The sequence below is a fragment of the Rhodopseudomonas sp. genome, from assembly GCF_036404135.1.
Lineage (GTDB): Bacteria > Pseudomonadota > Alphaproteobacteria > Rhizobiales > Xanthobacteraceae > Rhodopseudomonas_A.
The window spans coordinates 103185-127232 of the sequence record NZ_DASWPE010000117.1; the positions used below are offsets into that span (position 1 = coordinate 103185).

Sequence of the window (24048 nt, forward strand, 5' to 3'; positions counted from 1 at the left end):
CGAATGGTTCAAGAAGAACGAAACCGACGATGAGTTGCAGCACAAGCTGCAGCGCCTTTACAGCCTCGCATGCGATCGCCTCGCCCTCAGCCCGGACAGCAGCTTCATCGCGACGGCGATGGCGGCCAATCCGGCGGAAGCCCGGCGCGACCCGGTGCTACGTCTGGCGCGTCATTTGTTCACCTACAAATTGGCGCTGCCGAGCGGGGCCTGGGGTCTGCTGGGACAAGGCCTGATCTATTCGCTGCGTGAGCAACTTGCCCGGGAAGACAGCAAGAAGCCCGCCGGCGCCGACATCCCGGATACCCAGGCTCATGATCTCGACGGACTCTCGAGCCGGCTGCTGCTTGCGGACGTGAATCCGCAAGACCTGCGCCGCGCCGCCGGCTTCGTCGAGTTTCTGCTGAAGACGAGGGGGCCGAGAGGCTTCATCAAATTTGGCCGCCAAATGGGTGTCAATGGCGCAGTCGATGCGGCCAGCATGGCGGCGACCGGCGGCTCCGCCGCTGCCCTTGAGCTGAAATGGCAGGAAGCCAGCGGCGTGGCCCGGAAAGGCCCCGCCTATCTGGTGTTCTGGGTGGCGCGGGCGGCGGCGCGGCACAAACTGCTGCTGTTCTGGTTCCTGCTCGCCAACGCGGTGCAGATTCTGTACGCCGTCAACGTGCCGGTGCTGCTGCAGGCGCTGTTCGACAAAGGCATCAAGCCGAGCGATGTCGGGGTGATCCGCCTCTACCTCGCCTATCTGTCGCTCGGCTTTCTGGCGGCGTCCGGATTCGGCGTGGTGCTGGACTATACGCTGGCGAGGCTCGGCCCCCGCATCCTGAATGACCTCCGCGAGCGCATGTTCCGCAAGATCAACAACATCGATGCCCGCGAACTCGCCAGTTCCAACTCCGACGAAATCATCGCGCACTTCTCCAACGACATCACCGTGGTGGAAAAGGCCGTCATTTGGGCGGTGCCTGGGCTGTTTTCCAAAGGCCTGATCCTGATCGGCTCGGTCGCGGTGGCCTTCACGCTGGACTGGCAACTGGCGTCCGTCACGCTGGTCTCGCTGGTGGTCGCATTCTGGCTGCCCCGCGGCATCAGCAGGCGCGCCGTGCGGTTCAACTACGAACGCGGCGCGAAGGATGCGCGGCTTGCCCATATCGTCAAGGAAACCCTGCTGATGCAGCGGGTGGTCCGCATCTTCGGTCTGCGTGACCTGCGCTCGAAACTGTTCGCCGGGCAATTGGGCCAGCTTCTCGGGGCGAGCTACAATCAATATTTCTCGTCCGGGCTGGTGGGCCGCCTGACCAGTTTCGGCGTCAGCGCCGCGCAGCTGCTGGTGATCGGGCTCGGCGCCGTGCAGTCTGTTGACGGGCTGGTGTCCTCCGGCACGATCGTGGCGTTTATCACGCTGCTGATCACCATCGGGGGTGCCGCCGGCTTCATCGGCGCCCAGCTGCCGCTGCTGATTCAGGGTGTCGGCGGTCTCGAGCGGGCGCAAGAGCTGCTCGGCAAGCCCGATGCCGCGCCGGATCCGGAACGGCCGGAATCGATCGGCGGCGTGGTGCATTCGCTGCAGTTCGACGAGGTCAGCTTCAGCTACGACGGCAGCAGCCAGGTGCTCGACAAAGTATCCATGTCCATCAATTGCCCGCGACGGGTGATGGTGGTGGGACCGTCCGGCTCCGGCAAGTCGACCATCCTGCGCCTGATCGAGAACCAGTTCTCTCCCGGCAGCGGTCATGTCCGGTTCAACGGCGTCGACCTGCGGCTGCTCGGCGAAGCACAGGTCCGCTCGCTGATCTCGCTGGTGCCGCAGGACACCATGCTGTTTCAGACCTCCGTGCGCGAGAACATCCGCATGGGCAAGGGCGATGCCACCGACGCCGAGGTCGAGGCCGCGGCCAAGGCGGCCGACATCCACCCCGTCATCATGTCGTTGCCCGATGGCTACGACACCGATGTCGGCGAAGGCGGCAGCAAACTCTCCGGCGGGCAACGCCAGCGCCTCGCCATCGCCCGCGCCATCGTGCACAACCCGCAGATCATGCTGCTCGACGAGGCCACCTCGGCGCTCGATTCCGCGAGCCGCGTCGCGGTGGAGCAGACCCTGCGCAAGGTTACGGCCGGGCGCACCGTGGTCGCCGTCACCCACGACCTCACCCAGTGTGAGCACGCCGATCTCGTTTATGTGGTCAAGGCCGGCCGCATGGTCGAGAGCGGCACTCACAAGTCGCTGCTCGCCGCGGCCGGCGTCTATGCGGATCTGTGGCAGCGCAGCGTGATCGCCGGGGCCGAAGGCGCCGTTTCTCGTGATCAACTGCTCGACCGGCTGCGCCAGCGTCCCATCCTCAAGGACGTGCCGGCCGAGTTCGTCGAACGCCTGCTCGCCCGCATGACGGTAGAAGCGGTTGCCTCTGACACCGTGCTGATCGAGGACGGCAAGCCGGCCGACCGCCTGATCATCATGACCCAGGGCGAGGCACGGCAGAGCATCCGTCTCTCGGATGGCACCTTCATGGCGGTGGAAGCGCTCGAAGCGGGGGATGCGATCGGCGAATATGCGGCGCTGGAAAACGCCGAAGAGTTCACCCGCGTGGTGACGCGAAAAGCCTGCCAGTTGCTGACGATCGATTCCGCAGCGCTTCGGGCGCTGCTCGCCGAGGAACCTGCCATCGCGCAACGGATCGTGGCGGTGCTAGTGTCGCGCCACCAGGCCATGACGCAATACTGCGCCTGGCAGAAGCTGCAGCAGCATGCGCCGCCGCAATGAGTCCCGAGGCGCCCGCCGGCACCATCGCCACCCGCCTCGCTGCGCTCGCCGCGGCGCCCGACAGCCGCTGGTCGATCCGCTTTCTCGACAGCGCCGGCGCGGTCTCCGAACGCTGCGGCGCGGCAGAGCTGGCGGCGCGGGCCGCCGTCGTGGCGGGCTTTCTGGAGCGGCAGACCGCGCCGGGCGCGCCGGTGCTGCTGGTGTTCCAGCCGTCGGTCGATTTCCTGGTGGCGTTCCTCGCCTGCCAGTGGTCGGGACGTCTCGCCGTGCCGATCAACCCGCCGCGCCGGCACCGGCTGATTGAGCGGCTGCAAGCGGTCGCCGCCGACAGCGGCGCCGCGGTGGCGCTGACCGGCGGCGGCGTCGCGGAGCAGTCGGCGCTGTGGCAGGCCGACAGCGCGGTGCTCGCGGCGATCCGCTGGCAGGACATCGGCGACATCGCCAGCGATCCCGCGCAGGCCACGCCGCTGCGCGAGGTCGATCCCGCCGCGACCTGCTTCATCCAGTATACTTCCGGCTCGACCGCGCTGCCCAAGGGCGTGGAAGTGAGCCACGCCAATCTGATGGCGGATATGGCGCGGATGCAGCATGCCTGGGGCCTGTCACCATCGAGCACGATGGTGACGTGGCTGCCGGCCTTCCATGATCTCGGTCTGATTTTCGGCCTGTTGCAGACGCTGTTCACCGGCTGTCCGGTGGTGCAGATGGCGCCGAACAGTTTTCTGCAGCGTCCGCTGCTGTGGCCGGAAGCGATCAGCCGCTTCCGCGGCACCCACACTGCGGCGCCGAGCTTCGCCTACGATCTCTGCAGCCGCCGGATTCCGCCCGAGCAGCGCGAGGGGCTCGATCTCTCCAGTCTGGTGATGGCGATGAATGCCGCCGAGCCGATCGATCCGCAGGTGATGGACAATTTCGTCGAAACGTTCGGCCCGCATGGCTTCAGCGGCACGGCCTTCGCACCGGCCTACGGCCTTGCGGAATCGACGCTCGCCGTGACAGCGAGCCCGGTGGGTGTGGCGCCACGGCTGTTCACGCTCAATGCGGCCGCTTTAGAGGACGGGCGGATCGCTTTGGATGGTGTCGTTGCGCGACGGACCGCGATCGCCGGCTCCGGCACGCCGCTGGCCGACGTCACCATCGCCATCGTCGATCCCGCGACCGGACGCCGCCAGCCTGCCGACCGGGTCGGCGAAATCTGGCTCGGCGGCCCGACCATCGCGCGCGGCTACTGGCGACGGCCGGAAGAGAGCGCTGCTACTTTCGGGGTGCAGATCGCCCGTGAAGACGATCCGATCGGATATCTTCGCACTGGTGATCTCGGTGCGATGATCGGTAACGAACTATGCGTCACCGGCCGCATCAAGGATCTGATCATCCTGTCGGGAGCCAATCACTATCCGCAGGATATCGAGCGGGCGGCGCAAGCCGCTCATCCGGCGCTGCGTGTCGACGGCGGCGCCGCGTTCAGCATTGCCGGCGACCAGGGCGCGGAACAGGTGGTGCTGGTGCAGGAACTCGAACGTACTCAGCGCCGCACCGACCCGGCGCCATTGTTCAGCGCGATCAGCGCGGCGGTGTGGCAGACGCTGGAGCTTCAGCTGTCACGCATCGTGCTGGTGGAGCCGGGCGCGGTGCTGCGCACCTCCAGCGGCAAGATCCAGCGCGCCGCCAACCGCCAGGCGTGGCGTGACGGAGCGCTTGCCGTGATCGCCGAATGGCGCGTCGCGCGGGACCAGATTCGTGAGCCCGTGCCCGGGACTATCGGATCGCCGCCGCCGGGCGACGCGGCGGCGCTCGATCGATGGCTGCGAATTTGGTTGTCGCGGCGGCTCGAACTGCCGCTGTCGGAGCTGCGGGGGGATCGCGGCGTCGGCGAACTCGGCCTCACCTCAGTCGATGCCGTCGAATTGGCCGGCGCGCTCGGCGCGCATCTCGGCCGTAAGCTGCCGCAGACTCTCGCCTATGATCATCCGACGATCAACGCCATGGTGGCGCATCTGTGCGGATCGCCACCCGCGTCCCCGGCTCCAAGTCCGCCACCGGCCTCCGGCGGCGATTTGGAAGAGCTGTTGTCGATGATCGAGGGAGACGGCCGTGGCGACCACTGAGGACCGGCGCGCCAACCTTACCCAGCGCCTGGGCCGGCTGCGTCCGGAGCAGATCACCGAGTTGATGCTCGCACTTGAAGGCCGCATCGACGCGCTCAGAACCGAGACGGCGCGGGTCAGCCAGCCATTGGCGATCGTCGGGCTTGCCGCCCGTTTCGCCGACGCCACCTCGGCGCAGGCCTATGGCAAGATGCTGTTCGAAGGGCGCGACGCGGTTCGTGCTGCGCCTGCGGATCGGCCGGAGCGCGACGGATTGCCGCCGGGAGGGTATCTCGACGGCGTCGATCGTTTCGACGCCGCCTTCTTCGGGCTGCGGCCGGCCGAGGCCGACGCCATGGATCCGCAGCACCGCCTGGCACTGATGCTGGCGTGGCAGGCGCTGGAGGACGCCGGCTATGCGGATGCCGCACGGCGCCCGCGCGCGACCGGGGTTTTCCTCGGCCTCGGCGCCAACGATTACGACGCCCGATTTCATGACACCGATCGCCTGTCGCCTGCGGCGATTCTGGGCAATGCCGGATCGATCGCCGCCGGACGCATCAGCCACTGGCTCAACATCAGCGGCCCCGCATTGGTGATCGACACCGCCTGTTCGTCGTCACTGGTGGCGGTTCATGCGGCCTGCCGCGCGTTGCGCGCGGGCGAATGCGACCTTGTGCTCGCCGGCGGCGTCAACCTGGTGCTGGACGCGGCTGTCACTGCGGCGCTCGCCGCCGCCGGGATGCTGGGCCCCGGCCATGCCTGCCGCACCTTCGACGCCGCAGCCGATGGCTATGTGCGCGGCGAGGGCGGCGGGCTCGTGGTGCTGAAACGGCTGGCCGACGCCGAGCGCGATGGCGACGCCATCCGCGCTGTCATCCGCGGCTCCGCGATCAATCATGACGGGCATTCCAGCGCACTCACCGCGCCGAACGGCGCTGCCCAGCAGGCGGTGATCGCCGCCGCGCTCGCCGATGCGGGCCTGTCACCGCGCGATGTGCAGGCCGCGGAATGCCACGGCACCGGCACGCTGCTCGGCGATCCGATCGAGGTGCAGGCGCTCGCCGCCGCCTATGGGGCGGATCGCAGCGCGCCCTTGTTGCTCGGCTCGGCCAAGACCAATATCGGACATCTGGAGGCTGCGGCCGGCATCGCCGGGCTGATCAAGATGGTGCTGGCGCTGGAGGCCGGACGGCTGCCGGCGACGCTGCACCAGTCGAAACCCAATCCGCGGATTGCCTGGAACGATCTTCCCGTCCGCGTCGTCGACCGGGCGATGGATTGGCCGGCCGGTATGCGGCGAGCCGGGGTGAGCAGCTTCGGCTTTTCCGGCACCAATGCACATCTGATTGTCGAGCAGGCGCCGCCGACCGTGGCGGCCACGGCCGAACAGACTCTGCCGATCATTTTGGCGTTGTCCGCGCGCGATGAAAGTGGGTTGCGCCGGCTCGCCGCTGAGCTTGCAGATCATCTGGCCGCTGATCCGCAGACGCCGCTGGCGGGCTTGGCCGCGACCCTTGCGACAGGTCGCGGGCGCTTCGCCCATCGCGCCGCCTGCCTGGCGCGGTGCCACGACGAAGCGCTCGCGGGTCTGCGGAGCATTGCCGAGGGCGAGCAACCCATCGCCGGGGCTAGCGGCCTTGCGGGGTCCGGACGGCCGAAGATCGCCTTCCTGTTTTCCGGGCAGGGCAGCCAGTGGCCCGGCATGGCGGCGGACTTGTATGCCGCCGACCCGATCTTCCGCGATCGGCTGGACGCCGCCGCGCATCGGCTTGGTACCGATCCCGCTGCGCTTCGATTCGATCAGGTGGCGGGCGGCCGGGCGGCCGACACGGCCGAGGTGCAGCCGGCGCTGTTCGTGCTCGAATATGCGCTGGCCGAGCGTCTTGCGTCCTTCGGGGTCACGCCCGACATCGTGGCCGGGCACAGCCTTGGCGAATGGACCGCCGCTTGTGTCGCCGGGATGCTGCCGTTCGAGATCGCGCTCGACGTGGTGGCCGCGCGTGGCCGGCTGATGGGCGCGCTGCCGGGCGACGGCGAGATGGCGGCGGTGTTCGCGCCGATCACGCGCGTCGCGCCGCTGATCGATCGTTTCGGTTCACGCCTCGACATCGCCGCGTTGAATGCGCCGGACGAGGTGGTGGTGTCGGGCGACAAGGCGGCGATCGCGTCAATACTCACAGATCTGGACGCCGCAGCAATTAGCTGCCAGCGCATCGCCACCAGCCACGCCTTCCATTCGCACCTGATGGACGCCGCGGTGGCGCCGTTCGAGCAGGTGGTGCGCGACGCCGGCTTGGCGGAGCCGCGGCTGGCGATGGTCTCCAACCTGACCGGGACGCTGGCGGCTGACTTCCTGGACCCGGCCTATTGGGGGCAGCAGATCCGCCAGCCGGTGCGGTTTGGCGACAGCCTCGACAGCATCGCCGCCCAGGGTGCGGATGTGGTGGTCGAGATCGGCCCCGCCGCGACCCTGGTCGGCTTTGCCCAGCGCGCACCTGGTTTCCAGGGCAAGGCGACGCACTTCATCCCGACGATGCGCCGCAATCGTGCGGCGGCCGATACTCTGGCGCTCGCGCTCTGCCGGCTGTTCGCTGCGGGGCTCGACATCCGCTGGCCGTCGAGCGGCGCGGCGCGCGTCAGCTTGCCGGGTTATCCCTTCGCCGGTGAGCGGCATTGGATCGCCTCGTCGCCGCACCGGCCGGCTGTCCCGCAACAAGCCGTTTCCGCAGCGCCGGTGTATCAGCCGGCGGCGACGCCAGCGCTCAGCCGCGAAGAAGTGCGCGCCGGCATCGCCGCGAGTCTGCGGCGCAGCCTGCAACTGGACGAGGCGGCGCTGGCCGGCGATGCCGGCTTCTTCACGCTCGGGGTGGATTCGCTCGCGCTGATGGAAGCGATTTCCACCCTCGAACGGCGCTGGAAAGTAGCCATCCCGCGCCGCGAATTGTTCGAGACGCTGACCACGCCACGCGCGCTGCTGCAGCGCGTCGTCAGCGAAGTGGAGGCCCGTGCGCCTGCAACGGCCGCCGCGCCCGAGGCCATAGGACAAGTAAAAAGCGAGTCCACGCCTGCATCGCGCCCCGTGGCGCGCATCGCGCCGGCGGCGGCGCCGTCTGAGCCGATCAGCGCGGAAGGAGCGGCCTTCATCGCGGAGTTCGCCGCCACCTACGGCGCCACCCGGCGAGCCTCACGCCAGCAGCGCGAAACTTTTGGCGCCGTGCTGGCTGATAGTCGCGCGGTGGCGGGCTTCCGGCCCGAGACCAAGTCGATGCTCTACCCGATCATCGGCATCAAAGGGCAGGGCAGCCACATCGTCGACGCCGACGGCAACGACTATGTCGACCTGACCATGGGGTTCGGCGTGCAATTGTTCGGCCACAACCCGCCGATGGTGGTCGAGGCCATGCTGCACCAACTCGGCGAGCAGGGTCTGTTCCTCGGGCCGCAGGCGGAGAAGGCCGGTGAGGCTGCGACGCTGATCGCCCGACTCACCGGCAATGAGCGGGTATTGTTCTGCAACACCGGGACCGAGGCGGTGATGACGGCGCTCCGCCTCGCCCGCCATGCCACCGGCCGCCCGCTGGTGGCGATGTTCGCCGGCTCCTATCACGGCCATTTCGACGGCACGCTGGCGCGCGCCGCCGATGGTGGCAGCCTGCCGCTCGCCAGCGGCACGCCGCTCGGCATGCTGGCCGATGTGGTCGTGCTGGACTATGCCGATCCGGAGGGCAGCCAGGCCGCGCTGGAGGCGCTGTCGGACCGGCTCGCGGCGGTGATCGTCGAGCCGGTGCAGAGCCGGCGCCCGAGCCTGCAGCCGCGCGATTTTCTGCAATGGCTGCGCGGCTTCACCAGCCGGGCCGGCGCCGCGCTGATCTTCGACGAAGTGCTGCTTGGGTTTCGTGTGGCGTGTGGCGGGGCGCAGGCCTGGGCCGGAGTGCGCGCCGATCTCGTCACCTATGGCAAGATCGTCGGCGGCGGCCTGCCGATCGGCGTCGTCGCCGGCGGCCGCGCCTTCCTCGACGGCATCGACGGCGGCCAATGGCCGCTGGAGGGCATTGGTAGTCCGCAGGCCGAGCGAACCTTCTTCGCAGGCACTTTTAATAAGAACCCACTCGCGATGGCCGCCGCAACGGCGGTACTCACCTATTTGGACGCCTCCGGTCCCGCCTTGCAGGAGCGCCTCAACGCCAAGACCGACAAGTTTTGCCGCGACCTCAATGCGACGCTCGAACAGGACGGCAGCGCCTTGCGGGTCGAACATTTCTCCTCGGTGCTGCGCTTTGCGGGCGCCAGCGATCTGTTCTACAGCCAGCTGATCTCGCGCGGCGTTTATGTCTGGGAAGGGCGGACCTGCTTCCTCTCCACTGCGCATACCGATTCCGATCTCGACCAGGTGGCGCAGGCGGTGCGCGACAGCGCCCGCGCGCTGACGGCGGTCGGACTGATGGGCTCGTCGCCGCGGCCGAAACAGCCCACGACTATCGCCACGTCGCCGGGACAGCAGGCGCTCTGGACGCTCGCCGCATTCAGTCCCGAAAGTGCTGCGGCCTATAACCAGACGCTGGTGCTGAATTTCGAAGGCCCGCTCGAGCCGCCGACGCTGCGGCGCGCGCTGGCCGATCTGGTGGCGCGGCACGATAGCCTGCGGATGAGTTTTGCGCAGGGCGGCGCCGAAGCCCGCATCGGCAAGGCCGCCACGGTCGCGTTGGACGAAGCCGACCTGCCGGATGCCGAGGCTGCTGCGGCCTGGGTGCGGGCCGCGGCGGCGCGGCCGTTCGAGCTTGCGGAGGACCGATTACTGAGAGCCGCTCTGCTGCGGATCGGCGCGGCGGAGTGCACGCTGGTGCTGATCCAGCCGCACATCGTCACCGACGGCTGGTCCATGCAGGTGCTCGCCAACGACCTCGGCCGGCTCTATTCGGCTCGCCTCGCAGCGACCCCGGCGAGCCTGCCGGCGCCGGTGAGCTATCACCGCTTCGCGGATTTTGCCCGCGCGGCGGCCGCCGACCCGGAGGCCGCGGCGCATTGGAAAGCCGTCTTCGCAAGCCTGCCCCAACCACTCGATCTTCCCGTCGACCGGCCGCGGCCGCCGCTGCAGACTTTTGCCGGCGGGCGCATCTCTGCGCTGCTACCGCCGACCCTGGCCGATCGACTCGCGGCGCAGGCGCGGGCGCTGGATTGCTCGCTGTCCACGCTGTGCCTCGCCGCCTATGGACGGCTGCTGGCGGAACTCTCCGGGCAAGACGACTTGGTCGTCGCGATCTTTGCCGCCGGCCAGCCCATGATTGGAGCGCCGGGATTGACCGGCTATTGCATCTCCACTGTGCCGGTGCGGCTTGTGGGCATCGGCGGCGCGGATGCGCTCGGCGTGACCCGCGCGGCGATGGCGCAGGCGATGGCCTATCCGGCCTATCCGCTGTCCGCCATCGTCAAGGCGAGCGGCGGACGCCGTGACCCGTCGCGCCCGCCGTTGGCGAGCGTCTCTTTCAACCTCGATCGCCTGGAGGCGTTGGCCGCGTTCGGCGACCTCGCGCCAAAAGCCAGCGCCAACGCCCACGCCAGCGTGCGCTGGGACCTCAACTGGAATCTCCAACTCAGCGAGGCGGGGCTCGCCATCGAGGCTCACTATAACACGGCGCTGTTCGATGCCGCCCGGGTGGAGGGCTGGGTCGCGCGCTATCGCGAGCTATTGGACAGCATCGGTGCCGACTGTTCGGAAACCACCTCGCCGCAGGTGCCGATCAGCATCGCCAACTACGTGGCAAAATGGGCTTTGCAGCGCCCCGATGCGCCAGCGGTGATCGACAGGGATGGGACGCTGAGTTGGTCGACCTTCGCGCGGGTCAGCGAAAATCTCGCAATGCAACTTGCCGCGCTTTGCGTCGGACGCGGCGACCGCGTCGCCTTCTGCCTGGAGCGCGGCGCGGGCCCCCTGGTGGCGATGGCGGCCGCCAGCGGGCTCGGCGCGGCCTTCGTGCCGCTCGAGCCGGAGCACCCCGCCGCTCACCGCGCCACGCTTCTCGCCGAATCCGGCGCCAGGGTGCTGGTCACGGATGCATCGACGCAGGGCGAGACGGCCTCGATTCCGACGCTGGGTTGGAGCCGCGATGCACCCGCTGTGACGGCGCCGCCGCGCGTTGCGTGCGGCGCTTCGGATCTCGCCTACATCCTGTTCACCTCCGGCTCCACCGGGCGGTCGAAGGGAGTTATGGTGTCCTGCGGCGGACTCCACACCTATGCGGACGCCATGCTGCGCCGGCTGTCGATGCCCGGCCCGCTGGTGTTTTCGATCGTCACCTCGTTCGCCGCCGACCTCGGCTACACCAGCGTGATTGGCGCGGTGGCCTCCGGCGGCACGCTCAATGTCGTGGATGCGGCCACCGCGCGCGACCCCGCCGCCTTGATCGCCCGGATGGCGCAGGCGCCGGCCGACGTGCTGAAAATCGTCCCCAGCCATCTCGCGGCGCTGCTGACGCATCCAGACGCCGCCGCGGTGCTGCCGCGGCGCGCGCTGATCTGCGGCGGCGATGTGCTCACCGTCGCGCTGGTGCAACGGCTCGCGGCGCTGCGGCCCGAGATGCGCATCTTCAATCATTACGGCCCCACCGAGACCACCATCGGCTGCACCATGGTGGAAGTCACCAAGGCGGTCGCCAGCGCGCTGGCGGATGGCCGCGTGCCGATCGGCCATGCGCTCGACGGCGCCGTCGTAGAGATCGTCGACGGCGACGGCACGGCGCTTCCGGCCGGCGAGACCGGCGAGATCCGCGTCAGCGGCGCGGGCGTGGCGCTGGGCTATCTGGCGCCGGCCGCCGACGCCGCGTCCGGCTTCATTCGCCGCGCCGACGGCGCGCGCGCGTATCTCACCGGCGATCTCGGCAGCATGGATGCCGACGGCCTCGTCAGTTTCCTCGGCCGCAACGATGACATGGCAAAAATCCGTGGCCATCGGGTCGATCCCAACGGGGCGGCAGCCGTGCTGCGCGCCTGCCCGGGGGTGTCGGATGCGGCCGTGCTGGTCAAACGCGACGACGACGGCGCGGCGCGTCTGCTCGGCGCTGTGGTCGCGCATGGCCAGAGCGCGGACGGCCTCACCACTCTGCTGATCGACCGGCTGCCGGAAGCGCATCGTCCGTCCCGGCTTGTCATCGTCGAGGCATTGCCGCTCACCGCCAACGGCAAGGTGGATCGCAACGCGCTGATGGAGCTGTTTGCCGCGCTGCGCCCCGCCGCCGCCGCTGCGCCGCCGCAAGCCGAAGGCGTGCTTGCTACGGTCCTGATGCTCTGGCGGGAGTTATTCTCCGGCCTCGGAGAGCCCGCGCAGGGGATTGGTCCCGACGATGATTTCTTTGCATTAGGCGGCGATTCCATCATGGCGATCCAGCTTGCCGGCAAGGCCCGCGCGGCCGGCTGGTTGATGTCCCCCACGCAGATCTTCACCGCGCCGACGCCGCGCGCGCTGGCCGGAATCATCGCGCGGGTCTCGGCCCACGCTGTCGAAGATCGCGGGCCGGTCGCAGCGGCGGTGCCGCTGACGCCGATCCAGCACTGGTTCATGGAGATCGAGATGCCCGACCGCAGCCATTGGGCGCTGACGGCGGTGTTCGATCTTCCGATCGGCGCGACTGCGGACGCGATCAACTTCGCTCTCGCGGCGACCGTTCGCCGCCACGATGCGCTACGCGTCCGGCTGTGCGACGGCGACCCGCCGCTGCAGCAGGTGGAAGCAGCCTCCTTCGCGCTCGCATTGCTGCAGCAGCAGCGGGTAGCTGCGGTCGAAGAGTTTTGCGCCGCCGAAGATCGGATGGCCGATCGCCTGGTGGCACAGCTCAACCTCGTTACGGGCCGTCAGTTCGCCGCGGGCCTGATCGAGGCCGGCGCCGCGAAGCGCCTCGTTGTGGCCGTGCATCACCTGGTGTTCGACATGGTGTCCTGGGCGGTCCTGGCTGACGATCTCGCCAATGCGCTGTCGGACCCGCCACGGCCTGTGGCGGTTCCCGCGACGGCGTGGTCGTGGTGGTGCCGCCATCAGGCGGCCTCGGTCGGGAATTACGAGGCCGACCGCGTCTACTGGCAGGCGGTGACGGCGCTGCCGGTGGCGGTGCCGCTGGATCATCCGGACGGCGCGGACCTCGAAGGCGAGGCGCAATGTCGCGAGCTGCGACTGAGCACCGAGCTCTGCCAGCCGCTTTTCGCCGATCTCACCGAACGCTTCGGCCACCAGCCGCATGAAAGCGCGCTGGCGCTGGTCGCCCGCGCTCTGGTTGCCTGGACGGGAGGCGCGGTGCAAGTAGAATTGGAAGGGCACGGTCGCGAGCCGGGTGACGCAGACATCGATCTGTCGCGCAGCATCGGCTGGTTCACCACCCGCTATCCGGTGGCGCTGCCGGCGGACGCGACCGACCTTCCGCGCTGGCTTTTGGCGATCAAAGACACCGCCCGTGCGGCGGCCGGGCGGTCGATGGGCTACGGATTGCTACGTTGCGCCGCCGTGCCGCTGACCGGACCGCGGCCGCAACTGTCCTTCAACTACCTCGGCGAGATCAGCCGGTTCGGCCATGCCGGGCTGCCGCTGATCCGGCTCGGCGCGGGCCGCGAGCGGCCGGCGCGGGCGGTTCGTCCCCACCGCTTGGCCTTCAATTGTTGGCAGGATGCCGGCGCTCTCATCGTCCGCTGCGAATTCGGCGCCGGCCATCAGGTCGCGACCATCGAGCGCCTGCTGGATGCGGTCGCTGTCGCGGCGGACGCCTGCCGGTCCGTGGCGGGCGATTCCGAGCGCCGCTATTCGCCGAGCGACTTCTCGGCACTCGACCTCAGCCAGGAGGATCTCGACGCCCTGACCCTCTTCAATTGACAGCGGTCTCTGCTGCTCGAACCGCCGGAACGCCTGCGATCGGCCGGCGTTAGACCAGTCAGGGGGAACAATGGTCGAGGAACACAATGATCGGTCGATCTCGGTCCTGGTCGAGATTGCGCGCAGCGCGGGGATTGATCTCACTGCGGCGCAACGCGCAAAGCTCGATCAGTTGCTGGCCGACGGCCTGATCGAACGCGCAGCTCCCGCCGCGAGCGAGCCCGCGCGATACGCGGTGACCCGCAAGGGGCAGGGCGTGTTGGACGAGCGCGGCATTGGAGCCAATGAATCATGACGGTCGCCGATCGCGCCGTTAGTAGTTTTACTAGTCGGTCGCGGGTTCCGCGCCTTGCAGGCGGCAGGATCGTCGGCGGGCCTGCGCGACAAGCTGACGCGTTGGAGAATACCGCGCTAATCAACAGCTGTATGACGACAGATGCTTCAACAACCATGGGAGACAGCGTGAGCCAGGACCACAAAGCTGAACTCGATCGCCACATGGCCTGGTTCGAAGGCAAGTTGCCGCCGCGCGCGGCAGAAGGCGTCGCCTGGTTGCGCAAACCGTCGTCGAAACTGGTGCGGATTCCCGTCGGCACCGCGCTCGCGGTCGGCGGCGTGTTTAGTTTTCTCCCGGTGCTGGGGCTTTGGATGCTGCCCCTGGGATTGATCCTGATCGCTCAGGATGTTCCGATCCTGCAAGGACCGATCGCCAAAGGCCTGGGCTGGATCGAACAGAAGTGGATGGCGCGGCGCGCGCGCACACTGCGCTAGCAGGATGACTTCGCTGCGAATCTCAACGTTCTTGCTCGCGCAGCATGACACTGTTCGACGCGGTCGTCCTGTTCTTGCTTTTGTTTGAGCATGATGTTTTCCGAAAACCGGGATCTAATTTTCGCGATCGGGCTGTAGCGTCTTGATCGTGCGGGGTGTTTTTTCGAAACGGGATCGGTGCCGGCCGGATCATGCGCGAGCCGTCGCGCAACTACTTGCCCGCGACGCAAACTGTGACCGGGGCGCCGGCCGCGACTCATGCAAGCTGTGACTCAAAAGACAGCCTGCCGTAAGATTCAAGCCGGTCCGCGGACATTGCCCACAGTTTTGACTTCCACGAATCAGCGCGGTGATTCACTTTCGCTTTCCAAGGTCAATCTCGGGAGGCCAATGTATGAACGTCATCGTTTTCGCATCGCGTAAAGGTGGTTCGGGGAAAAGCACTCTGGCTGCGCATCTTGCTGCTCACGTTCACAAGGCAACCAAGCCCTGCCTGCTGATCGACGCAGACCCGCAAGGATCGCTGACGCTGTGGCACAAACTGCGCGGCAGCAACGAACCGCCGCTGAAAGCCGCCACCCGCTCGGTCGGTGAAATCGTCGCCGCGGCCAAGCGCGAGGGCATCGAATGGGTGTTCATCGACACCCCGCCGAACATGGCCCCGGTGGTCGACGACGCGATCCGCAGCGCCACCATGGTGATCATTCCGGCACGCCCCGGCGTGTTCGACGTCAACGCGGGAGACCATTCTGTCGTGCCGCGCCGCGCGCAAGCCCTATGCGGTGGTGATCAACGGCGCACCGGCACGACGTGACGACGTCGAAAGCCGGATCGTGACGTTGGCGCGCGAAGCGCTCGGCAAGTTCCGCGCCCCGGTGTGGACCGGCCAGATCACCAACCGCGCCGATCTGCTGCTGGCGCTGGGCCATGGCGAAGGTGCCAAGGAGTATTCCGCCGAGGGACGCGCGGCGGCCGAGATCGGCCGGCTGTGGGCTGCGATCGAGCGTTCGATCAAGGCGATCCGCGGCGCCGGAACCAGCAACGGCACCATGCACAAGCACGCGGCATAACCGCCGTCCGACATCTTGCGCGCGCGGGCTCCGCGCGTCGTGGTCGTTCCGTCTGAGGCCTGATCCGGCGCGGATGAGGTCCATCGCGGCAATCGAATGAGACGCCCGCTTCAGCTCAACTGCAGCGGATTTTTTGTATGCACCGATGGGAGGAGGGCGCCGCCACCTTGCGATGCGGGCAAAAAAAACCGGGCCCATACGGAGCCCGGCAAGGTCTTGGCCGTCTTAAGGCCGACACATCACCTTCCGGAAGGTTGCCTGCGGCAATCGCCTTCCAAGAGGAAGACTAAAAGTTCGCGTCGCTTGGAGGAGGGGGGACAAGGGGCGACGCTGACTTCCAGCATGCGATGATTATGGTCCGCGGCTCTGCCGCCCCGCAACCACAGGCGCCGCATGTCAGTCATGCAGCGGCGCGCCGTGCTATCAGGACGGCCAGCGCTGCGCCTTGCTGACGACGAAGTCGCGGAACACCTGGACTCGTGCCACCGACTTCAGCTCCTCGGGATAAACGAAATAGGTGTCGAGCTGGATCGAGTCCTGCTCGCCGAACAGCTGCACCAGCCGGTTGTTTTCTTCGACCAGATAGTCCGGCAGCGCGGCGATGCCCAGCCCCTGCTGGCAGGCGCGGATCACGCCGAGAATGTTGTTGACCTTGAAATACGGCTCGCGCGGGCCGGCGCCGTTGCGCCCGGCATCTATCAGCCAGTTGCGGTTCTGCAGATACGGCGGAACCTGGGTGTCGCCGAGGATGATCAGCCGGTGGTGGTCGAGTTCTTCCAGCGTGCGCGGGGTGCCGAAATGCTTGATGTATTCCGGCGCGCAATAGGCGTGAAAGCCGATCGAGAACAGCTTGCGCTGGATCAGGTCGGGCTGGGTTGGTTTGCGGGTGCGGATCGCGACGTCGGCTTCGCGCATCGAGAGGTCGAGTTCTTCGTCGGTGACGATCAGCGAGATGCGGATTTCCGGATACAGCGCGGTGAATTCGCCGAGCCGCGGCACCAGCCAGTGGATGCCGAGCCCCGGCGTAGTGGTGACTTTGAGATCGCCGCTCGGCCGCTCGCGGCTGTCGGTGAGCTTGGCGCGCGCCGCCTGCAGCTGCATGAACACGTCATGCGCGGTGCGAAACAAAAGGTCGCCCTGCTCGGTCAGGATCAGGCCGCGGGCGTGGCGATGAAACAGCGACACCGCCAGTTCCTGCTCCAGCGCGCTGACCTGCCGCGAGACCGCGGATTGCGACAGCCCAAGCTGCTCGCCGGCATGCGTGAAGCTTCCCGCTTCCGCCGCGGCGTGAAAAACCTTGAGCTTATCCCAGTCCATATCGGTGAATCCGTCATTATTTCGGGCCATGATTATTCCGCCGCTACCCGCTCGCTGGCACTCACCGCGAGGAAGCGCTCGGCTTCCAGCGCGGCCATGCAGCCCAGTCCCGCGGCGGTGACCGCCTGGCGATAGGTTTCGTCGGCGACGTCGCCGGCGGCAAACAGTCCGGGCACTGAGGTCGCGGTGGAATTCGGCGCCACTTCGACATAGCCCGACGGCTTCAGCTTGATCTTGCCCTTGACCAGTTCGGTCGCCGGCGCGTGACCGATGGCGATGAACACGCCGTCGGCGGCGCGCTCGGTCACGGCGCCGGTCTTGACGTTCTTCAGCCGGACATGGGTGACCTTGGTCGGGTTTTCGTCGCCGCAGATCTCATCCACCGCGACGTCCCACACCACCTCGACCTTGGGATTCTTGAACAGCCGGTCCTGCAGGATGCGTTCGGCGCGGAAATGGTCGCGGCGATGCACCAGGGTGACCTTGGTGGCGAAATTGGTCAGGAACAGCGCCTCCTCGACCGCGGTGTTGCCGCCGCCGACCACCACCACCTGCTTGCCGCGATAGAAGAAGCCGTCGCAGGTGGCGCAGGCCGAGACGCCAAAACCCTTGAATTTTTCCTCGGAGGGAATGCCGAGCCAGCGCGCCTGCGCGCCGGTCGCGAGAATCACGGTCTCTGCCAGATAGACCTCGCCGCTGTCGCAGCTCAGCCGGAACGGACGCTGTGACAGGTCGAGGTCGGTGACCAGATCGGTGATGATCCGGGTGCCGACATGGGTCGCCTGCTTCTCCATCTGCTCCATCAGCCAGGGGCCCTGGATCACGTCGGCGAAGCCGGGGTAATTCTCGACGTCGGTGGTGATGGTGAGCTGGCCGCCCGGCTGCATGCCCTGCAGCAGCACCGGCTCCAGCATCGCGCGCGCGGCGTAGATCGCAGCGGTGTAACCAGCCGGGCCAGACCCAATAATTACAACTTTGGCGTGAACAGGGTTAGCCATGGATCATTGATCCCTTTCGTCAGGGAGATGCGGTGCGAGCAAAACGGCTGAGCAGGGCATCGCTTAAGAACAGCGGAACTTCCTCGTCGTGGCTTGGTTCTGGATTTCTCCCCAGACGTGAGTGGGTCGTTCAAGAGAGCTTCAGAACCGAGCTCGCAGCGAGACGGGCTGGTGGCCGTTGGTCCGGGTCACTCACGTGACGAGGAACCGGCGAGGATCGGCCTCAGGACACCATTCGCAACTCTAAGTCATCTGGGGAGCTATGCAAGATTTGCAATCCATATCGGCAAATTTTCCCCTAACTTTGCTTTTATGCACCGCTCGCGAAATAAAATTACGCAAAGCTGTGGCACTGCGCTAAAACTGTTGCCGATTTACCCCCTCGCGGGCGACCGGGAATGCAAGCGCGTGTCCAAGAACCTTGATGAAATCGATCTGAAGATCCTCGGCGAGATCCAGGCGGATGGCCGGATCACCAATGTCGAACTGGCCAAGCGAGTCGGCATTTCGCCGCCGCCGTGCCTGCGGCGGGTGCGGACCCTGGAGGAGGAGGGCTATATCCAGGGCTATCGCGGCCTGCTCGATCCTGGCCGGCTCGGCTTCGACGTCACGGTGTTCGCCTCGGTGCATCTGTCGAGCCAGGCCGAAGCCGACCTGCGCGGCTTCGAGGAGTTCGTGCGCAATCAGCCTTTGGTGCGCGAATGCTGGATGTTGTCCGGCGAGGTCGATTTCATCCTGAAATGCGTCGCGCCTGACATGGCCACGTTCCAGCACTTCGTCGCGCATCTCACCGCCGCGCCGCATGTCCGCAACGTCCGCACCTCGCTGGTGCTGCGCAACTCGAAATACGCCGCCGCGGTGCCGCTGGAATTGAAGCTGAGTTAGAATTGAAGCCGCGCTAACTCCCGGCGAGATCGCGCATTCGGGACGCGTCACTGCCAGGCCGTCATTCCGGGGCGCGAGAGCGTTTAGCTCGAGCGAACCCGGAATCTCGCTCCACACGGCAGCCTCTCGCACCCCGCGGCAAGATTCCGGGTTCGCTCGCCCAAACGGGCTCGCGCCCCGGAATGACGAACCGATTGTGATTTAGGCGAGGCGGCGAAGCGTGCGCGAGGCCGCGCAACAAAAAAGGACCGCGCAGCAAAGCACCGCGCCGCAGCAACGCGCCGCAGCAAAAAGGGCCGCATCGCTGCGGCCCCCGAAATGCTCATATCACACAGGAACGATAATCCCGACGCGATGCCTCGCGCCGTAACTTCGGCGCCGTAATCTCGGCGCGCTCGCTCAGCGCCACTCGACCTTGGTGATCTCATAAGCCTTGGCGCCGCCGGGGGCGACGACCTCGACGGACGCGCCTTTCTTCTTGCCGATCAGCGCCCGCGCCAGCGGCGAGGTGATCGAGATGCGGCCCTTCTTGGCGTCGGCTTCCGGCTCGCCGACGATCTGCCACACCGCCTTCTTCTCGGTGTCCTCGTCGATCAGCGTGACGGTGGCGCCGAACTTGATGGTGTCGCCGCTGAGCTTGCTGATGTCGATGATGTCGGCGCGCGCCAGCTTGTCCTCGAGCTCCGCGATGCGGCCCTCGTTATGGGACTGTTCTTCCTTGGCGGCGTGATACTCGGCATTTTCCGAAAGGTCGCCATGCGAGCGCGCCTCGGCGATGTGCTCGATGATGCGCGGACGATCCACCGACTGGCGCTGCTTCAATTCGACTTCGAGGGCGGCATAACCGCCCGCGGTCATTGGTACCTTTTCCATCATCGATCTTCGTCCTTCAACGTGTTCGTCACGTGGCACGAGATGTGGCTCACACGAAACGGTTATCGGTCTGGTGACCTGATCCGGCCTGGCAATCTCACCGCGATCCTGGGGTGACCGCAAGCGCCGAAGCAGAACATTCCCACGGCTGGCGGGTTCCCGTCCTGCCGGCTATCTCGCCTATCAGGGGCCGGGCCTTCTGGCCCGCCGCGTGATCAGGTGTCGGAAAAGTAACTCTGCAGGGTACGGACCTCAAGGTCCCCACCAAGGTAGGCCCGGATGCCCTGCGCGGCGGCGACCGCCCCCGAAAGAGTGGTGTAATACGGAACTTTATGCAAGAGGGCAGCGCGCCGCAGCGACCGGCTGTCGGCCAGCGCCTGGGGTCCTTCGGTGGTGTTGAACACCAGCTGGATCTCGCCATTGGTGATGGCGTCGACGATGTGCGGCCGGCCTTCCAGCACCTTGTTGACCTTTTCGGCCGGAACGCCGTTGTCGGACAGGAAGCGCTGGGTGCCGGAGGTTGCCAGCACCCCGAAGCCGAGCGAGCACAACAGCTTCACGGCCTCCAGGATGCGGGTCTTGTCGCCCTCGCGGACCGACACGAACACCGTGCCCTTGCGCGGCACGCGGGTGCCGCCGCCGAGCTGGCTCTTGGCGAAGGCGATCTCGAACGAGCGGTCGATGCCCATCACCTCGCCGGTGGAGCGCATCTCCGGGCCGAGCACGGTGTCGACGCCGGGGAAGCGGGCGAACGGAAACACCGATTCCTTGACGCCGACATGGTCGCGCTTGGGCTTTTTCAGATCGAGGTCGGCGAGCTTCTCGCCGGCCATGATCCGTGCGGCGAGCTTGGCCACCGGAATGCCGACCACCTTGGCGACGAACGGCACGGTGCGCGAGGCGCGCGGGTTGACCTCGAGCACGTAGATGTCGCCGTCCTTAATAGCGTATTGCACGTTCATCAGCCCGACCACGTCGAGGCCGAGCGCCAGATCGCGGGTCTGCCGCTCCAGCTCGGCGATCATCGGGGCGTCGAGCGAATGCGGCGGCAGCGAGCAGGCCGAGTCGCCGGAGTGGATGCCGGCCTCCTCGATGTGCTCCATGATGCCGACGATGAAAGTGTCCTTGCCGTCGCACAGGCAGTCGACGTCGATCTCAATGGCGTCCGACAGATAGCGGTCGAACAACAACGGATTGGTGCCGAGCACGGTGTTGATCTGCCCGGTCTTGTCGTTCGGATAGCGCGCCTTGACGTCGGCCGGCACCAGCTCCGGCAGCGTGCCGAGCAGATAATCGCCGAGCTGGGATTCCTCGCGGATGATCTGCATGGCGCGGCCGCCGAGCACGTAGGACGGACGCACCACCAGCGGCAGGCCGAGTTCGGCGGCGACCAGTCGCGCCTGCTCGACCGAATAGGCGATGCCGTTCTTCGGCTGCTTCAGTTTCAGCTTGTCGAGCACGCGCTTGAAGCGGTCGCGGTCTTCGGCGAGGTCGATGGCGTCCGGAGAGGTGCCGAGGATCGGCACGTTGGCGGCTTCCAGCGCGCGCGCCAGCTTCAGCGGGGTCTGGCCGCCGAACTGCACGATGACGCCGTGCAGCGTGCCGTTCTTGCGCTCGGTGTCGATGATCTCCAGCACGTCTTCGGCGGTCAGCGGCTCGAAATACAGCCGGTCCGCGGTGTCGTAATCGGTCGACACGGTTTCCGGGTTGCAATTGATCATGATCGATTCATAGCCGGCGTCGTGCAGCGCGAAGCAGGCGTGGCAGCAGCAGTAATCGAACTCGATGCCCTGGCCGATGCGGTTCGGACCGCCGCCGAGGATGATCACCTTCTTCTTGTCGGACGGCGCGCTTTCGTCGGCGGGGGCGCCCGCGAACGGCGACTCGTAGGTCGAGTACATATACGCAGTGGGCGAGGCGAATTCCGCGGCGCAGGTGTCGATCCGCTTGAACACCGGGCGGACGCCGAGCGCATGGCGCTGTGCCTTGACGTCGGCTTCGGTGGTCTTGGCCAGCACCGCCAAGCGGGCGTCGGAGAAGCCCATGGCTTTCAAGGTGCGCATGCCGAAGGCGTTGCCGGGCAGGCCGCTCGACTTCACCTTGGCTTCCATGTCGACGATGCCGCGCAATTCCGACAGGAACCAAGGATCGATCTTGCAGGAGGTGAAGATGTCTTCGTCGCTCCAGCCGAGCCGCATCGCCTGCGCCACCTGCAACAGCCGGTCGGGCGTCGGCGTGCCGAGCGCGGCGCGCACCGCGTTCTTGTCGTCGCTGCGCCCCAGCCCCTCGATCTCGATCTCGTCGAGCCCGGTGAGCCCGGTCTCCAGCCCGCGCAGCGCCTTCTGCAAGCTTTCCTGAAATGTCCGGCCGATCGCCATCACTTCGCCGACCGACTTCATCGAGGTGGTCAGCGTGGTCGAGGCGCCGGGGAATTTCTCGAACGCAAAGCGCGGAATCTTGGTGACCACATAATCGATGGTCGGCTCGAACGACGCTGGCGTGGCGCCGCCGGTGATGTCGTTGGCGATCTCGTCGAGCGTGTAGCCGACCGCGAGCTTGGCGGCGACCTTGGCGATCGGAAAGCCGGTGGCCTTGGACGCCAGCGCCGAGGAGCGCGACACCCGCGGGTTCATCTCGATCACCACCATGCGACCGTCGGCCGGATTGACGCCGAACTGCACGTTGGAGCCGCCGGTCTCGACGCCGATCTCGCGTAGCACCGCCAGCGAGGCGTCGCGCATGATCTGGTATTCTTTATCCGTCAGCGTCAGGGCCGGGGCCACGGTGATGGAATCGCCGGTGTGCACGCCCATCGGGTCGAGGTTCTCGATCGAGCAGACGATGATGCAATTGTCGTTTTTATCGCGCACCACCTCCATCTCGTACTCTTTCCAGCCGAGCACGGATTCTTCGATCAGCACTTCGTTGGTCGGCGAGGCGTCGAGCCCGCGCTCGATGATGTCGAGGAATTCTTCCTTGTTGTAGGCGATGCCGCCGCCGGTGCCGCCCATCGTGAAGGACGGCCGGATGATCGCCGGCAGGCCGATCTCGGACAGCGCCATCAGCGCCGAGCCCAGCGCCTGTTCCTGGTAGCGCTTGCGGCGGTCGTTTTCGCCGAGCACCCATTGCCGCTCGAACGCGGCCAAAGCCTCGCCGGAGAGTTTGGCGCGATCTTCGAGATATTTCTCGCGATAGGCCTTCTTCAGCGCAGTGGCGTTGGCGAGCCGCGACTTCGGCGTCTCCAGCCCGATCTTGGTCATCGCCTCGCGGAACAGCTGGCGATCCTCGGCCTTGTCGATGGCGTCCGCCGTGGCGCCGATCATCTCGACGTCGAATTTCTCCAGCGTGCCCTGTTTGCGCAGGGAGAGCGCGCAGTTCAGCGCGGTCTGGCCGCCCATGGTCGGCAATAGCGCGAAGCCGCCGGGAATGACGTGGCGTTCCTTCTCGATGATCTTGGCGACGATCTCGGGCGTGATCGGCTCGATATAGGTGGCATCCGCCAATTCCGGGTCGGTCATGATGGTGGCCGGATTGGAATTGACCAGGACGATGCGGTAGCCCTCGTCCTTCAGCGTCTTCACCGCCTGGGTGCCGGAATAGTCGAATTCGCACGCCTGGCCGATCACGATCGGGCCTGCGCCGATGATGAGAATCGTCGATATATCAGTACGTTTTGGCATTCGGTCTCGCTAGCGCGGCGGGCGGAAATCCGGGCACAAAAAAAGGGCGCGCGGTCGCGCGTCCCTTGCTCACAAGCGCCAGGCTTCCCTCGGCGCGCGGGCTGTCTTTAGACCAGATTCCGCAGCCGGGAAAGACCTATAAGGCTCCCCTCAACCGGCAATTTGGCAGCGTCGGCGGTGCCGGCGCCGCGCCGCAGAAGGAAGCTGCTTCGGAGCGGAGGAACTGGAGGCCCGGCCTGGACTTGAACCAGGATAGGGAGCGTTGCACTGCTCCTGCGTAATCTTCCGCCACCGGGCCGCCGATATCCATACTCCTCACGGCGCGGTGATCCAGGGCCGCCCGGGATTAACCCTAATTGGCCGGCGCGCCGGCAGCGGCGGCAGGATCTGACGCGCCCCGCCTCCGATCACGGATTTGTGGGGCCACTGCCGTAACAAGCGCTGGCCCGCTGCGTATCTTGAGCATTGCCGCAGGCGTCGCGGCGAAAGAGATCAAGGAAGCACCCCATGCGTTCTCCATTCACTCGATTGTTGTTGGGCGTGACCGCCGGTGCGCTGGCGGTGTGGTCGTTCGGTTTCGCGCAAGCCTCCGAAGACGCGGTGCTGGTTCCGCCCCCCGCCGTCGATGTGCAGTCCGCCGACGGCGTGCAGACCGCGGTGATCGCGGGGGGCTGTTTCTGGGGCGTGCAGGGGGTGTTTCAGCACACCGCCGGCGTGCTCAACGCGGTCTCCGGCTATGCCGGCGGCGGCAA

11 protein-coding genes and 1 pseudogene are annotated in these 24048 nt (G+C 66.8%); 8 read left to right on the forward strand and 4 right to left on the reverse strand.

Annotation, left to right across the window (positions count from 1 at the left end; genetic code table 11):
* Positions 1 to 34: 34 nt before the first annotated feature.
* The 6 genes and pseudogenes from VGC77_RS14660 (at position 35) to VGC77_RS14685 (ending at position 15543) form a co-directional block, all read left to right on the forward strand.
* Positions 35 to 2761, forward strand: coding sequence for an ATP-binding cassette domain-containing protein (locus tag VGC77_RS14660; protein WP_331172292.1), 2727 nt, complete (start codon positions 35 to 37; stop codon positions 2759 to 2761).
* Complete coding sequence (locus VGC77_RS14665) at positions 2758 to 4869, forward strand: AMP-binding protein (RefSeq protein ID WP_331172293.1); 2112 nt, start codon at positions 2758 to 2760, stop codon at positions 4867 to 4869. Before VGC77_RS14660 ends, VGC77_RS14665 begins: the two co-directional genes overlap by 4 nt.
* Positions 4856 to 13702 carry a type I polyketide synthase gene (locus VGC77_RS14670; RefSeq protein WP_331172294.1) on the forward strand — a complete coding sequence of 2949 codons (8847 nt, stop codon included), beginning with the start codon at positions 4856 to 4858 and terminating at the stop codon, positions 13700 to 13702. The genes VGC77_RS14665 and VGC77_RS14670 overlap by 14 nt, the downstream gene beginning before the upstream one ends.
* A 70-nt stretch (positions 13703 to 13772) precedes the next feature.
* On the forward strand, positions 13773 to 13997 hold the full coding sequence (locus VGC77_RS14675) for a hypothetical protein (protein ID WP_331172295.1): 225 nt from the start codon (positions 13773 to 13775) through the stop codon (positions 13995 to 13997).
* Entirely contained in the window at positions 13994 to 14473 is a 480-nt protein-coding gene (locus tag VGC77_RS14680; RefSeq protein ID WP_414709673.1) for a hypothetical protein, read from the forward strand. The genes VGC77_RS14675 and VGC77_RS14680 overlap by 4 nt, the downstream gene beginning before the upstream one ends.
* Positions 14474 to 14867: 394 nt before the next feature.
* Positions 14868 to 15543 (forward strand): annotated as a pseudogene (locus VGC77_RS14685) (AAA family ATPase).
* Positions 15544 to 15966: 423 nt separating this feature from the next.
* Here the strand turns inward: VGC77_RS14685 and VGC77_RS14690 are convergent.
* A complete protein-coding gene (locus VGC77_RS14690; protein WP_331172296.1) occupies positions 15967 to 16890 on the reverse strand; it encodes a LysR family transcriptional regulator in 924 nt (307 codons plus the stop codon).
* A 2-nt stretch (positions 16891 to 16892) separates the two neighbouring features.
* Positions 16893 to 17858: a thioredoxin-disulfide reductase gene (gene trxB / locus VGC77_RS14695; protein ID WP_331172297.1), complete on the reverse strand. Its 966-nt coding sequence runs from the start codon at positions 17856 to 17858 to the stop codon at positions 16893 to 16895.
* 408 nt (positions 17859 to 18266) lie between these two features.
* Between trxB and VGC77_RS14700 the strand changes: the two genes are divergently transcribed.
* Positions 18267 to 18743 carry an Lrp/AsnC family transcriptional regulator gene (locus VGC77_RS14700; protein ID WP_184257212.1) on the forward strand — a complete coding sequence of 159 codons (477 nt, stop codon included), beginning with the start codon at positions 18267 to 18269 and terminating at the stop codon, positions 18741 to 18743.
* Positions 18744 to 19142: 399 nt separating this feature from the next.
* Here the strand turns inward: VGC77_RS14700 and greA are convergent, their stop codons facing one another.
* Together greA and carB are read right to left on the reverse strand one after the other, a co-directional pair.
* Positions 19143 to 19619 (reverse strand): transcription elongation factor GreA, encoded by a 477-nt coding sequence (gene greA / locus VGC77_RS14705; protein ID WP_331172298.1) that lies wholly within the window; start codon positions 19617 to 19619, stop codon positions 19143 to 19145.
* 212 nt (positions 19620 to 19831) lie between these two features.
* Complete coding sequence (gene carB, locus VGC77_RS14710) at positions 19832 to 23296, reverse strand: carbamoyl-phosphate synthase large subunit (protein ID WP_331172299.1); 3465 nt, start codon at positions 23294 to 23296, stop codon at positions 19832 to 19834.
* 507 nt (positions 23297 to 23803) lie between these two features.
* Here carB and VGC77_RS14715 point away from each other — a divergent pair.
* Positions 23804 to 24048: peptide-methionine (S)-S-oxide reductase (locus VGC77_RS14715; protein WP_331172300.1), on the forward strand; the 245-nt coding region annotated here is incomplete at its 3' end.